Source organism: Roseibium aggregatum (assembly GCF_017309185.1).
Taxonomy (GTDB): Bacteria; Pseudomonadota; Alphaproteobacteria; order Rhizobiales; family Stappiaceae; genus Roseibium; species Roseibium aggregatum_B.
This window is the reverse complement of sequence record NZ_JAEKJZ010000001.1, coordinates 2,635,876-2,649,580: the sequence shown is the minus strand read 5'-3', so window position 1 is coordinate 2,649,580 and position 13,705 is coordinate 2,635,876. Positions and strand designations below refer to the sequence as shown.

Annotated in this window: 10 protein-coding genes; all 10 read left to right on the top strand. The window is 60.3% G+C overall.

Annotated elements, in window-relative coordinates:
- Positions 1 to 50: 50 nt before the first annotated feature.
- Entirely contained in the window at positions 51 to 581 is a 531-nt protein-coding gene (gene nusG / locus JF539_RS11600) for a transcription termination/antitermination protein NusG (RefSeq protein ID WP_207140538.1), read from the top strand.
- Positions 582 to 765: 184 nt separating this feature from the next.
- Positions 766 to 1,194 carry a 50S ribosomal protein L11 gene (rplK, locus tag JF539_RS11595; protein WP_207140537.1) on the top strand — a complete coding sequence of 143 codons (429 nt, stop codon included), beginning with the start codon at positions 766 to 768 and terminating at the stop codon, positions 1,192 to 1,194.
- Between the two features lie 4 nt (positions 1,195 to 1,198).
- Entirely contained in the window at positions 1,199 to 1,897 is a 699-nt protein-coding gene (gene rplA / locus JF539_RS11590; RefSeq protein WP_207140536.1) for a 50S ribosomal protein L1, read from the top strand.
- Positions 1,898 to 2,221: 324 nt separating this feature from the next.
- Positions 2,222 to 2,740: a 50S ribosomal protein L10 gene (gene rplJ, locus JF539_RS11585; protein WP_207140535.1), complete on the top strand. Its 519-nt coding sequence runs from the start codon at positions 2,222 to 2,224 to the stop codon at positions 2,738 to 2,740.
- Positions 2,741 to 2,799: 59 nt separating this feature from the next.
- Positions 2,800 to 3,180: a 50S ribosomal protein L7/L12 gene (gene rplL, locus JF539_RS11580; RefSeq protein WP_207140534.1), complete on the top strand. Its 381-nt coding sequence runs from the start codon at positions 2,800 to 2,802 to the stop codon at positions 3,178 to 3,180.
- Between the two features lie 284 nt (positions 3,181 to 3,464).
- Positions 3,465 to 7,604 (top strand): DNA-directed RNA polymerase subunit beta, encoded by a 4,140-nt coding sequence (rpoB, locus tag JF539_RS11575; RefSeq protein WP_207140533.1) that lies wholly within the window; start codon positions 3,465 to 3,467, stop codon positions 7,602 to 7,604.
- Between the two features lie 90 nt (positions 7,605 to 7,694).
- The gene (gene rpoC / locus JF539_RS11570; RefSeq protein WP_207140532.1) at positions 7,695 to 11,894 is read left to right on the top strand and encodes a DNA-directed RNA polymerase subunit beta'; all 4,200 of its coding nucleotides are present in this window, start codon (positions 7,695 to 7,697) and stop codon (positions 11,892 to 11,894) included.
- A 76-nt stretch (positions 11,895 to 11,970) separates the two neighbouring features.
- A complete protein-coding gene (locus JF539_RS11565; protein ID WP_207140531.1) occupies positions 11,971 to 12,264 on the top strand; it encodes a regulator in 294 nt (97 codons plus the stop codon).
- A 573-nt stretch (positions 12,265 to 12,837) separates the two neighbouring features.
- Complete coding sequence (gene rpsL, locus JF539_RS11560) at positions 12,838 to 13,209, top strand: 30S ribosomal protein S12 (protein WP_093187939.1); 372 nt, start codon at positions 12,838 to 12,840, stop codon at positions 13,207 to 13,209.
- A 12-nt stretch (positions 13,210 to 13,221) separates the two neighbouring features.
- Complete coding sequence (gene rpsG / locus JF539_RS11555; protein ID WP_207140529.1) at positions 13,222 to 13,692, top strand: 30S ribosomal protein S7; 471 nt, start codon at positions 13,222 to 13,224, stop codon at positions 13,690 to 13,692.
- Positions 13,693 to 13,705 lie beyond the last annotated feature (13 nt).

Genomic DNA, 13,705 nt, shown 5'->3' with positions numbered 1-13,705 from the left:
GGGCCGTCCGGTTTGTCGACAAAAGAATAAAGAAACGGAACAGAAGAACCATGGCCAAGCGCTGGTATATTGTGCACGCCTATTCCAATTTTGAGAAAAAGGTCGCCGATTCCATCCGCGAAAAGGCCGAGCAGAAGGGTTTGTCCGATCTGTTTGAGGAAATTCTCGTTCCGATGGAAAAGGTCGTCGAGGTGCGTCGCGGTCGCAAGGTCGATGCCGAGCGCAAATTCTTCCCGGGTTATGTCCTTGTGAAGATGGAGATGACCAATGAGGCATTTCACCTGATCAAGGAGACGCCGAAAGTTACCGGGTTCCTCGGTTCGGATCAGAAGCCGATGCCGATCCCGGAAAAGGAAGCGCTGCGCATCCTGAATCAGGTTCAGGAGGGTGTCGACCGGCCGAAGCCGTCTGTCACCTTCGAGGTTGGCGAACAGGTGCGCGTGTCCGACGGGCCGTTCGCGTCCTTCTCCGGTCTTGTGGAAGAGGTCGATGACGAGCGCGCGCGTCTCAAGGTGGCCGTGTCGATCTTCGGGCGTGCGACGCCTGTGGAACTGGAGTTCGGTCAGGTCGACAAGCTCTGACCCTATCCGCCGTCCTTGCGGGCGGCGCAAACGCCCGGCCTTTCCGCGGTGCCTTGAGGCATCTGGGCCGGGATCAAGTCGGTGGAAGGTGCCGATGTTCTTCGCCGGACATCGAACAGGCAGCCGGACCACCAGCTCCCCGTCAGGCGGATCGCCTTCCGTCTGCGTATGATTGGAGAAAAACATGGCGAAAAAGATTGAAGGCTTCCTGAAGCTTCAGGTGCCGGCAGGTTCCGCGACGCCGTCGCCGCCCATCGGGCCGGCGCTGGGTCAGCGCGGTTTGAACATCATGGAGTTCTGCAAGGCGTTCAACGCGCAGACCCAGGATGTCGAAAAGGGCGCTCCGTGCCCGACCGTGATTACCTACTACTCCGACAAGTCCTTCACGTTTGAAGTGAAGACGGCTCCGGTGAGCTTCTTTCTCAAGAAAGCCGCCAAGCTGCAGAAGGGTTCCCAGACCCCGGGCCGCGGCACCGTTGGTTCCGTGTCCAAGGCTCAGGTGAAGGAAATCGCCGAAGCGAAGATGAAGGACCTGAACGCCAACGATGTGGATGCTGCAATGCTGATGGTCGAAGGCTCCGCCCGGTCCATGGGCCTTGAGGTAACGGAGTAAGATCATGGCGAAAGTTGGAAAGCGTATCAAGGCAGCTCGGGAAGGCATTGACCGGAACAAGCTGTATCCGCTCGACGAAGCCATCGGCCTCGTGAAGGAGCGCGCCAAAACCAAGTTCGACGAAACCGTCGAGGTGGCGATCAATCTGGGTGTGGACCCGCGTCATGCCGACCAGATGGTTCGCGGCGTGTGCGTTTTGCCGAACGGCACCGGCAAGTCCGTTCGGGTCGCCGTGTTTGCCCGTGGCGACAAGGCCGAGGAAGCGAAAGCCGCCGGTGCCGACATCGTCGGTGCGGAAGAGCTGGTCCAGGAAGTGCAGGGCGGCAAGATCGATTTCGATCGCTGCATTGCAACCCCGGACATGATGCCGCTGGTCGGCCGTCTCGGTAAGGTTCTGGGTCCGCGCGGCCTGATGCCGAACCCGAAGGTCGGTACGGTGACCCCGGACGTGACGGCTGCGGTGAACGACGCCAAGGGCGGTGCGGTCCAGTTCCGCGTCGAGAAGGCGGGTATCGTTCACGCCGGCGTTGGCAAGGTGTCCTTTTCCGAGGAAGCGATCTCCCAGAACGTCAAGGCTCTGGTCGACGCCATTCAGAAAGCGAAGCCGTCCGGTGCGAAGGGTTCCTATCTGAAACGTATCGCGGTGTCCTCCACCATGGGCCCGGGCGTAAAGATCGAACTGGCCAGCGTCGCTGGTGAGTAATCCGGCGCGTCCGGATTGCATTTGAAGAGATTCCGGCCGCAAGGCCGGAGAGGTCCGGCGGTTCGCCGCCGGATCGCCCTGTCCGAGACTGCAGGTGCCGGGAAACCGGCTTAAGCCCGAGAAAGGCCTGCATAGATGGGTGAGAACCGGATTTCCCGCTCCGGCGGAAGACCTGGTTCGAACCAGACCTTGCCGCGCGCTTGTTGCGTGAAGGTGAGGGGACAGGACCCTGAGCGTCGCCTGCTGGCGGTTCCGGGTTCGGAACCTCCGCCCAGGCGGCAAAGGTAAACCGGTGGCGGCAACGCCATCAAATGGAGAAGGCAAGTGGAAAGAGCGGAAAAGCACGAGTTCGTGACGTCCCTCAACGAAGAGCTGGTTGGAACCGGCGTCGTTGTCGTCGCGCACTATGCAGGTCTTTCGGTTTCTCAGATGACCGCCCTGCGGGCATCTGTGCGCGAAGCCGGCGGATCTGTCAAAGTCGCAAAAAACCGCCTTGTGAAACTCGCCCTCAAAGGCACGGACCTTGAGCACATCTCCGACCTGTTTCAGGGCCCTACCGTTCTCGTCTATTCCGAGGATCCGGTAGCAGCACCGAAAGCAGCCGTCGATTTCGCCAAGGCAAACGAAAAGTTTGCCATCCTTGGCGGTGCTCTGGGCACGACCAACCTGAACCCGGAAGGGGTCAAGTCTCTGGCAACCATGCCGTCGCTCGATGAGCTGCGCGCGAAACTGGTTGGCATGATCCAGACCCCGGCTTCCCGGATCGCCCAGGTTGTCAACGCACCGGCCGGGCAGCTTGCCCGCGTCTTCGGCGCGTATGCCAAGAAGGACGAGGCCGCATAAGGCACCCCAACACACTGTCTATGAAACCAATTTCTGGTTCGAACTTAAGGTACTGAAAAATGGCTGATCTTGAAAAGCTCGTAGAAGAACTCTCCTCGCTGACCGTCATGGAAGCCGCTGAACTCAGCAAGCTTCTTGAAGAAAAATGGGGCGTTTCCGCTGCCGCACCGGTTGCCGTTGCAGCCGTTGCAGCCGGTGGCGATGCCGGTGGCGCTGCAGCTGAAGAGAAAACCGAATTTGACGTTGTTCTGGCTTCCGCCGGCGACAAGAAAATCAACGTCATCAAGGAAGTCCGCGCGATCACCGGTCTTGGCCTGAAGGAAGCGAAAGAACTCGTCGAGTCCGCTCCGAAAGCCGTCAAGGAAGGCGTTGCCAAGGACGAAGCTGAAGAGCTGAAGAAGAAGCTGGAAGAAGCCGGCGCTTCTGTCGAGCTCAAGTAATAAAGGCGCAGGCCTTTTGACGGTCCCGGTTTTCCGGGACCGTTTCTTGCCCCGGCGGGTCCGACCCGTTTCCGGGGCGTACGTACCACTGGGCCATGCCGTGTTCCTTCGGATGCGGCGTTCATGACCCAGACCCCTAAGTCCGGTCACCGGCAGCTTCCAGGCGATACCACAGGGAAGCGGGTGAACCAGGGGGGACGGTTTTCCGAAGCGCCCGGGCGGTTGCCCGATTGGAAAAGGGGCGTTTCGGGAAGCCGTTAACCCGGCCGATACGAGGAGCGACAATGTCCCAAACGTTCAACGGTCGCAAGAAGGTCCGCAAGTATTTCGGATCGATCCGCGATGTCGCGGCTATGCCCAATCTTATCGAGGTGCAAAAAGCATCCTACGACCAGTTTCTGCAGGTCGACGAGATGCCGGGCGGCGGCCGCAAAAATGAAGGCCTTGAAGCGGTCTTCCAATCCGTGTTTCCGATTTCGGATTTTGCCGGCACCTCCCTGCTGGAATTTGTTTCCTACGAATTTGAAGCTCCCAAGTACGACGTCGACGAGTGCCGTCAGCGCGACATGACCTTCGCGGCGCCGCTGAAGGTGACCCTGCGCCTCATCGTGTTCGATGTGGACGAGGACACCGGCGCGAAGTCCGTCAAGGACATCAAGGAGCAGGATGTCTACATGGGCGATATGCCGTTCATGACCGACAACGGCACCTTCATCGTCAATGGCACCGAGCGTGTGATCGTGTCCCAGATGCACCGCTCTCCCGGTGTGTTTTTCGATCATGACAAGGGCAAGACCCATTCCTCCGGCAAACTGCTGTTTGCCGCGCGCGTGATCCCCTATCGCGGCTCGTGGCTCGATATCGAGTTCGATGCCAAGGACATCGTGCATGCGCGTATCGACCGCCGCCGCAAGATTCCGGTGACCTCGCTTCTGATGGCGCTTGGTCTAGACGGCGAGGAAATCCTCAACACCTTCTTCAAGCGGATCGACTACGCTCGTCAGAAGGACGGCTCCTGGCGCATGCCGTTCGACGGCAACCGCCTGAAGGGTACGAAGGCGTCCTATGATCTCATCGACGCCGACAGCGGCGAAGTCGTTGTCGAGGGCGGCCGCAAGATCACCGCGCGCACCATCCGTCAGCTCAGCGAAAAGGGCATCAGCGCGCTGAAGGTCACCGACGAGGACCTGCACGGACAGTATCTCGCTGAAGACATCGTCGACATGCAGTCCGGCGAGATTTACGCCGAGGCCGGCGATGAGATCACCGGCAAGGTGCTGGAGGAGCTGGTCGAGCGCGGCTATCACGATCTGCCGGTTCTCGATATCGACCACGTCAACACCGGTCCCTATATCCGCAACACGCTCAATGTGGACAAGAACGAGTCGCGCGAAGACGCGCTGTTCGACATCTACCGTGTGATGCGTCCGGGGGAGCCGCCCACCATCGACACCGCCGAGGCAATGTTCCAGTCGCTCTTCTTCGACGACGAGCGCTACGATCTGTCCGCCGTCGGCCGCGTGAAGATGAACATGCGCCTCGACCTGCAATGCGAGGACACGGTCCGCACGCTGCGCAAGGAAGACATTCTCGAAGTCATCCGGGTGCTTCTGGAGCTGCGTGACGGCAAGGGCGAAATCGACGACATCGACAACCTTGGCAACCGCCGGGTCCGCTCGGTCGGCGAGCTGATGGAAAATCAGTACCGCGTCGGCCTGTTGCGGATGGAACGCGCGATCAAGGAACGCATGAGTTCCGTCGAGATCGACACCGTCATGCCGCAGGATCTGATCAACGCGAAACCGGCCGCGGCCGCGGTTCGGGAGTTCTTCGGGTCCTCGCAGCTTTCGCAGTTCATGGACCAGACCAACCCGCTGTCGGAAGTCACCCACAAGCGCCGCCTGTCGGCCCTTGGCCCGGGTGGTCTGACCCGCGAGCGCGCCGGCTTCGAAGTGCGCGACGTGCATCCGACGCACTATGGCCGTATCTGCCCGATTGAAACGCCGGAAGGCCCGAACATCGGTCTGATCAACTCGCTGGCCACCTTTGCCCGGGTCAACAAGTACGGCTTCATCGAAAGCCCGTACCGGAAGGTGAAGGACGGTGTCGTGACCAACGACGTCGTCTACCTGTCCGCCATGGAGGAAGCCAAGCACTACGTGGCCCAGTCCAACGCCGTCTACGACGCCGAGGGCCGGTTCACCGAAGAGCTGATCACCTGCCGTCACGCGGGCGAAAACATGATGGTTCCGTCCGAGAGGGTGGACCTCATGGACGTTTCGCCCAAGCAGCTTGTCTCGGTCGCCGCGGCGCTCATTCCGTTCCTGGAGAACGATGACGCCAACCGCGCCCTGATGGGCTCGAACATGCAGCGGCAGGCCGTGCCTCTGGTCCGTGCCGAGGCACCGTTCGTCGGCACCGGCATGGAGCCGATCGTTGCCCGCGATTCCGGCGCCGCCATCGGTGCGCGCCGCGCAGGTGTGGTCGACCAGGTGGATGCGACCCGTATCGTCATCCGGGCGACGGAAGAACTCGATCCGGGCAAGTCCGGCGTCGACATTTACCGTCTGCAGAAGTACCAGCGTTCCAACCAGAACACCTGCATCAACCAGCGTCCGCTGGTGCGTGTCGGCGACCGGGTCCACAAGGGCGATATCATCGCCGACGGCCCGTCCACCGATCTCGGCGATCTGGCGCTCGGCCGGAACGTGCTCGTCGCGTTCATGCCCTGGAACGGCTACAACTTCGAGGATTCCATCCTGCTGTCCGAGCGGATCGTGTCCGACGATGTCTTCACCTCCATCCACCTTGAGGAATTCGAGGTGATGGCGCGCGACACCAAGCTTGGTCCGGAAGAGATCACCCGCGACATTCCAAACGTTTCGGAAGAAGCGCTGAAGAACCTCGATGAGGCCGGGATCGTCTATATCGGTGCCGAGCTTCAGCCGGGCGACATCCTGGTCGGCAAGATCACGCCGAAGGGCGAAAGCCCGATGACGCCGGAAGAAAAGCTTCTGCGCGCCATTTTCGGCGAGAAGGCGTCCGACGTGCGCGACACGTCCCTGCGTCTGCCGCCGGGCGTGTCCGGCACCGTCGTCGAGGTGCGTGTCTTTAACCGTCACGGGGTGGAAAAAGACGAGCGCGCCATGGCGATCGAACGCGAGGAAATCGAACGCCTCGCCAAGGACCGCGACGACGAACAGGCGATCCTCGACCGCAACGTCTATGGCCGTCTTGCCGAGATGCTGATGGACAAGACCGCCATCGCCGGACCGAAGGGCTTCAAGAAGGACACGGTGCTGACCGGGGACGTCCTCAATGACTTCCCGCGCTCGCAGTGGTGGCAGTTCGCCACCGACGACGAGAAGTTCATGTCCGAGATCGAGGCTCTGCGCGGTCAGTATGACGACAGCCGCAAGCGTCTCGAGCAGCGTTTCATCGACAAGGTCGAGAAGCTGCAGCGCGGCGACGAACTGCCGCCGGGCGTCATGAAGATGGTCAAGGTCTTCGTTGCCGTGAAGCGCAAGCTTCAGCCGGGCGACAAGATGGCCGGCCGTCACGGCAACAAGGGCGTGGTCTCCAAGATCAACCCGTGCGAGGACATGCCGTTCCTGGAAGACGGTACGCATGTCGACATCGTTCTGAACCCGCTCGGCGTTCCGTCGCGCATGAATGTCGGCCAGATCCTTGAAACCCACCTGGGCTGGGCCTGCCGCGGCATGGGCCACCGGATCGGCGAAATGTACGAAGAGTACAAGAAGTCGGGCCAGATCGAGCAGCTGCGCGGCAAGATCGTCGAGATCTACGGCGACAACATGAAGGGCGACAACGTCAAGGAATACGACGACGAAGGCGTCGTGCGCCTGGCGGAGCAGCTGAAGAAGGGCGTCTCGATCGCGACGCCGGTCTTCGACGGTGCCCGTGAACCAGATGTTGTCGAGGCGCTGAACATCGCCGGCTACGACCCGAGCGGACAGTCCGTCCTCTATGACGGCCGGACCGGTGAAGAGTTCGACCGCAAGGTGACCGTGGGCTACATCTACATGCTGAAGCTCCACCACCTGGTCGACGACAAGATCCATGCCCGTTCAATCGGCCCGTACTCGCTTGTCACCCAGCAGCCGTTGGGCGGTAAGGCGCAGTTCGGTGGCCAGCGTTTCGGGGAAATGGAGGTCTGGGCTCTTGAAGCTTACGGCGCAGCCTATACGCTTCAGGAAATGCTCACGGTCAAGTCGGACGACGTGGCCGGACGTACGAAGGTCTACGAGGCCATCGTTCGCGGCGACGACACGTTCGAAGCCGGTATTCCGGAGAGCTTCAACGTGCTTGTGAAGGAAATGCGGTCCCTGGGTCTCAACGTTGAACTGCAACGTACCGATGCACCCATGATTACCGAGGAAGAAACCGCAGACGCTGCGGAATAACCCCGGTAACGGACTTAATGACTTGGCATGCCGGTTACGGGGGAAGGCGGAACAGCCCACTCCCCGGCCGTGCATCGAAGGAGATGGACCATGAATCATGAGGTCATGAACCTGTTCAATCAGCAGGCTCCCGCACAGACCTTCGACAATATCCGGATTTCGCTCGCGAGCCCGGAAAAGATCCTGTCTTGGTCTTTCGGCGAAATCAAAAAGCCGGAAACCATCAACTACCGGACGTTCAAGCCGGAACGGGACGGTCTGTTCTGCGCGCGTATTTTCGGGCCGATCAAGGACTACGAATGTCTTTGCGGCAAATACAAGCGCATGAAATACAAAGGCGTCATCTGTGAAAAATGTGGCGTCGAAGTCACCTTGTCGCGGGTGCGCCGCGAGCGTATGGGGCACATCGAGCTCGCCGCTCCGGTCGCGCACATCTGGTTCCTGAAATCGCTCCCGAGCCGCATCGGCCTTCTGCTCGACATGACGCTGAAGGATCTGGAACGCGTGCTCTACTTCGAGAACTACGTGGTTCTTGAACCGGGCCTGACACCGCTCAAGCAGCATCAGCTTCTGTCGGAAGAAGACTTCGTCGCCGCCCAGGATGAGTACGGCGAGGACGCCTTCACCGCCATGATCGGCGCAGAAGCGATTCGCGAGATCCTGATGAGCATGGATCTGGAGCGCGAGAGCGAAAAGCTGCGCCAGGAGATCGCAGAGGCGACCACAGAGCTGAAGCCGAAGAAGCTGGCCAAGCGCCTGAAGGTCATCGAGGCCTTCATGGAATCCGGCAACCGTCCGGAATGGATGATCATGACCGTGGTTCCGGTGATCCCGCCGGACCTGCGTCCGCTCGTGCCGCTCGACGGCGGCCGGTTCGCGACGTCGGATCTGAACGATCTCTACCGCCGCGTTATCAACCGGAACAACCGTCTGCGCCGGCTGATGGAACTGCGCGCTCCGGACATCATCATCCGGAACGAAAAGCGCATGCTGCAGGAATCCGTCGATGCCCTGTTCGACAACGGCCGCCGCGGCCGCGTCATCACAGGCGCCAACAAGCGTCCGCTGAAGTCGCTGTCCGACATGCTGAAGGGCAAGCAGGGCCGGTTCCGGCAGAACCTGCTCGGCAAGCGCGTTGACTATTCCGGCCGGTCGGTGATCACCGTGGGTCCGGAACTGAAACTGCATCAGTGCGGTCTGCCGAAGAAGATGGCGCTTGAGCTCTTCAAGCCGTTCATCTATTCGCGTCTCGACGCCAAGGGGTTTTCCTCGACCGTCAAGCAGGCCAAGAAGCTGGTCGAGAAGGAGCGTCCGGAAGTCTGGGATATCCTCGACGAGGTGATCCGCGAGCATCCGGTGCTTCTCAACCGTGCGCCGACGCTGCACCGTCTGGGCATCCAGGCGTTCGAGCCGACCCTGATCGAAGGCAAGGCGATCCAGCTGCACCCGCTCGTGTGTTCCGCGTTCAACGCCGACTTCGACGGCGACCAGATGGCCGTTCACGTGCCGCTGTCGCTCGAAGCTCAGCTTGAGGCCCGCACGCTGATGATGTCGACGAACAACATCCTGCATCCGGCAAACGGTGGCCCGATCATCGTGCCGTCCCAGGATATCGTTCTCGGTCTCTACTACCTCTCCATCATCGCTGAAGGCGAGCCGGGAGAGGGCATGGCCTTCGGTGACATCGGCGAGATCCATCACGCCCTGGCCAACAAGGTCATCACGCTGCACACTAAGATCAAGGGCCGGTACAAGTCCATCGATGCGGACGGCAATCCGACCTCCGAGATCATCGAGACCACGCCTGGCCGGATGCTGATCGCGGAACTTCTGCCGAAGCACCACGAGGTGCCCTTCGAAGTCTGCAACAAGCTGATGACGAAGAAGGACATCTCCCGCATGATCGACACGGTCTACCGTGCCTGCGGTCAGAAGGAGACGGTCATCTTCTGTGACCGGATCATGCAGCTTGGCTTCAAGAATGCCTGTAACGCCGGCATCTCGTTCGGCATGGACGACATGGTCATTCCGGATACCAAGACCAAGCTTGTTGCCGAAACCTCCTCGCTTGCGACGGAGTATGAGCAGCAATACAACGACGGTCTGATCACCCAGGGCGAAAAGTACAACAAGGTTGTCGACGCCTGGGCGAAATGCACCGACAAGATCGCCGACGAGATGATGGCCCGCATCAAGGCGGTCCAGATCGACGAGGAGACCGGGCGGCAGAAACCGATGAACTCGGTTTACATGATGTCCCACTCCGGGGCCCGTGGTTCACCCCAGCAGATGAAACAGCTGGCGGGTATGCGCGGCCTGATGGCCAAGCCGGACGGTTCGATCATCGAGAACCCGATCATTTCGAACTTCAAGGAAGGCCTGTCGGTTCTCGAGTACTTCAACTCCACCCACGGCGCCCGTAAGGGTCTTGCCGATACCGCGTTGAAGACGGCGAACTCCGGTTACCTGACCCGCCGCCTCGTCGATGTCGCGCAGGATTCCATTATCCTCGAGCAGGATTGTGGTTCGACACGCGGTATCACCGTGGCGCCGATCGTCGATGCGGGTAACGTCATTGCCTCTCTGGGCATGCGCGTTCTCGGCCGGACCACCGCGGAAGATGTCTTCAACAACCAGACCGGAGAACTGCTTGTCGCCAAGGGCACGCTGATCGACGAGAAGGATGTGGAAGCCATCGAAGCCGCCAAGGTTCAGCAGATCAAGATCCGCTCGGTTCTGACCTGTGAAACCGAAACCGGCGTGTGCGCGACCTGTTACGGCCGTGACCTGGCACGCGGTACGCCTGTGAACATGGGCGAAGCTGTCGGTGTCATCGCCGCACAGTCCATCGGCGAGCCTGGAACGCAGTTGACCATGCGTACCTTCCACATCGGCGGTACGGCGCAGGTCGTCGACAGCTCGTTCATCGAGTCCAACGTCGACGGCACTGTGAAGATCCGGAACCGTTCGGTGAACCGGGATTCGGAAGGCAATCTGATTGCCATGGTGCGCAACATGTCCATCGTTATCATCGACAGCGACGGCAACGAGCGCGCCGTGCACCGTATTGCCTACGGCTCCAAGCTGCATGTGGACGACGGCGATACCGTCAAGCGCGGTCAGCGGATCGCGGAATGGGATCCCTATACCCGTCCGATGCTTGCCGAAGTCGACGGCGTGGTGGATTTCGAGGATCTGGTCGACGGTGCCTCCGTGCAGGAAACGGCCGACGAGGCAACCGGTATCACCAAGCGTGTCGTCATCGACTGGCGTTCGTCCCAGCGGGGCGCGGACCTCAAGCCCGCGATCGTCGTCAAGGACGAGAAGGGCTCGGTTGCGAAAAACCAGCGCGGTTCGGATGCCCGCTTGATGCTGTCCGTGGATGCGGTCCTGTCGGTTCAGCCCGGCGCGACGGTCAAGGCCGGCGACGTTCTGGCCCGTATCCCGCTGGAAAGCGCCAAGACCAAGGACATCACCGGCGGTCTGCCGCGTGTTGCCGAACTGTTCGAGGCGCGCCGTCCGAAGGATCATGCCATCATCGCCGAGATCGACGGCACGATCCGTTTCGGCCGCGATTACAAGAACAAGCGCCGGATCATCATCGATCCTGCGGAGGACGGCGTCGAACCGGTCGAATACCTCATCCCGAAAGGCAAGCATTTCCATCTTCAGGAAGGCGATGCCATTGAAAAGGGCGAGTACATCCTCGACGGAAACCCGGCACCGCACGACATTCTGGCGGTCAAGGGCGTGGAGGCCCTGGCGGCATATCTCGTCAACGAGATCCAGGAGGTCTACCGGTTGCAGGGTGTGACGATCAACGACAAGCACATCGAGGTGATCGTTCGCCAGATGCTGCAGAAGATCGAGATCACCGAGCCGGGCGACACCGAGTTCTTTGCGGGCGAACAGATCGACAAGATCGACTTCGAAGAGGCCAACCGCAAGGCGATCGACGAAGCACGCGACCCGGCCAAGGGTGTTCCGGTTCTGCTCGGTATCACCAAGGCATCGCTGCAGACCCGGTCGTTCTTCTCCGCCGCCTCCTTCCAGGAGACGACCCGCGTTCTGACCGATGCGGCTGTCAACGGCAAGACCGATCCGCTCGTCGGGCTCAAGGAGAACGTCATTGTCGGCCGGCTGATTCCGGCCGGTACCGGAGGGGTGATGAAACGCATCCGCCAGATCGCAACCCATCGGGACGATCTAATCCAGGAAGCACAGCGCCAGCAGTCTTCGGAAAGCGCGGCGGAAGGACTTCTGGAAGACATGAGCGGGGCGGCGGAGTAGTCGCTGTCTTGAAGAGTAACGAAAGGCCGCCTCCGGGCGGCCTTTCTGTATGAAGTCTGGAACAGGATGATCAGCGATGAACGATAATGAATTGGATCTGGAGCCGGTTGTCTACATCGTCATTGGCCGTGTCTGGCAAGACGAAGATGCCAGTCCCGACGATGCCATCACGATCCATGCGCTACTGACGGCGCCCGATGACGACGATGCGGTGCGCAAGACACTCGAGTCGCTTTCGGCACAGGGGTTTGCGGAAGCGGAACTCGATCAGATCGGAATCATGGACGGCGAGCCCGACGATCCGGTCTACGAAGGCGCATATCAGGACGCACTGTCGGGAAATGTGGCCATCGTGACCTTTGCGGGCTGATGCACCGGACACGAATCTCCGGAAGAACCTGCTTCAAGGCCAGATAACGGGCGAGCCGGGCAGGGGCCATGGCGCCGGCTAGCCGTCGACCGTGCGTTTGATTCCAAACAGCCAAGGGTGACAGGTTGAAGTCACGCAATAAAATTACAAAACCGCTCCTTAAAGCGGCTACAAATTGTTCCAAGTCCCGGAAATTCTTTTGAAAATGCACTGCGACCGGCTCCGTGGCGGGATTTGCGGTTTTTTCGATAAATCACTTGACGCAATGGGTGCATATGAGTAGTTTCCGCGCATCCCAAGGACAGGCGGTAAGAGCGAACCCGTCCAGCGCTGATCAAGGCGCAGGACCCAGTCCTCTTAAACGCTGTCGGGTTAGATAGGCGAATATACGCGTCGATTGCATGACCGCGGGGCAACTCGTGGTCCTCTGGTTTTTCGCAGCGCCGGCCGCTCTTCTGTGAGCGCGCGGGCGCGATTTTGCATGCTTGAAGGCTTCTTGCCGAAGGGTGTCAAGGTCTGCGGAGGACTGCAGTTGCAGACGAATTTTTGGATGGACAAGGTAAAGGGCACAGAATGCCGACCATCAACCAGTTGATCCGCAAGCCGCGGAAAGATCCGGCGAAGCGGAACAAAGTGCCGGCCATGGAGGCCTGCCCGCAGAAGCGTGGTGTTTGCACCCGCGTTTATACCACTACGCCGAAGAAGCCGAACTCGGCTCTGCGTAAGGTGGCCAAGATCCGCCTGACCAACGGCTTCGAAGTCATTGGCTACATCCCGGGTGAAGGTCACAACCTTCAAGAGCACTCGGTGGTGATGATCCGCGGCGGCCGCGTCAAGGATTTGCCGGGTGTCCGCTACCACATCATCCGTGGTGTGCTCGATACCCAGGGCGTCAAGGATCGTAAGCAGCGCCGTTCGAAATACGGCGCCAAGCGGCCGAAGTAAGGAGCACGTAAGATGTCCCGTCGTCACCGCGCTGAAAAACGCGAAATCAACCCGGATCCGAAGTTCGGGGATGTTGTCGTCACCAAGTTCATGAACTCGATCATGTATGACGGCAAGAAGTCGGCTGCAGAACGCATCGTCTACGGTGCCTTCGACGTCGTCGAGAACAAGGCGCGTGAGAACCCGATCGAAGTGTTCCACGCAGCTCTTGAGAACGTTATGCCGCAAGTGGAAGTGCGCTCCCGCCGTGTTGGTGGTGCGACCTACCAGGTTCCGGTCGAGGTTCGTAACGAGCGTCGCCAGGCGCTGGCGATCCGCTGGCTTATCGCCGCTGCGCGCAACCGCAACGAAACCACGATGATCGATCGCCTGTCCGGCGAGCTGCTCGATGCGGCAAACAACCGTGGTACCGCTGTCAAGAAGCGCGAAGACACGCACCGGATGGCTGACGCCAACCGCGCGTTCTCGCACTATCGCTGGTAATTTGTGACTTCGA

Excerpts from the sequence above, each read along its gene's own strand:
- nusG (WP_207140538.1), top strand. The coding sequence starts at position 51 with ATGGCCAAGCGCTGGTATATTGTGCACGCCTATTCCAATTTTGAGAAA.
- rplK (WP_207140537.1), top strand. The coding sequence starts at position 766 with ATGGCGAAAAAGATTGAAGGCTTCCTGAAGCTTCAGGTGCCGGCAGGT.
- rplA (WP_207140536.1), top strand. The coding sequence starts at position 1,199 with ATGGCGAAAGTTGGAAAGCGTATCAAGGCAGCTCGGGAAGGCATTGAC.
- rplL (WP_207140534.1), top strand. The coding sequence starts at position 2,800 with ATGGCTGATCTTGAAAAGCTCGTAGAAGAACTCTCCTCGCTGACCGTC.
- rpoB (WP_207140533.1), top strand. The coding sequence starts at position 3,465 with ATGTCCCAAACGTTCAACGGTCGCAAGAAGGTCCGCAAGTATTTCGGA.
- rpoC (WP_207140532.1), top strand. The coding sequence starts at position 7,695 with ATGAATCATGAGGTCATGAACCTGTTCAATCAGCAGGCTCCCGCACAG.
- JF539_RS11565 (WP_207140531.1), top strand. The coding sequence starts at position 11,971 with ATGAACGATAATGAATTGGATCTGGAGCCGGTTGTCTACATCGTCATT.
- rpsL (WP_093187939.1), top strand. The coding sequence starts at position 12,838 with ATGCCGACCATCAACCAGTTGATCCGCAAGCCGCGGAAAGATCCGGCG.
- rpsG (WP_207140529.1), top strand. The coding sequence starts at position 13,222 with ATGTCCCGTCGTCACCGCGCTGAAAAACGCGAAATCAACCCGGATCCG.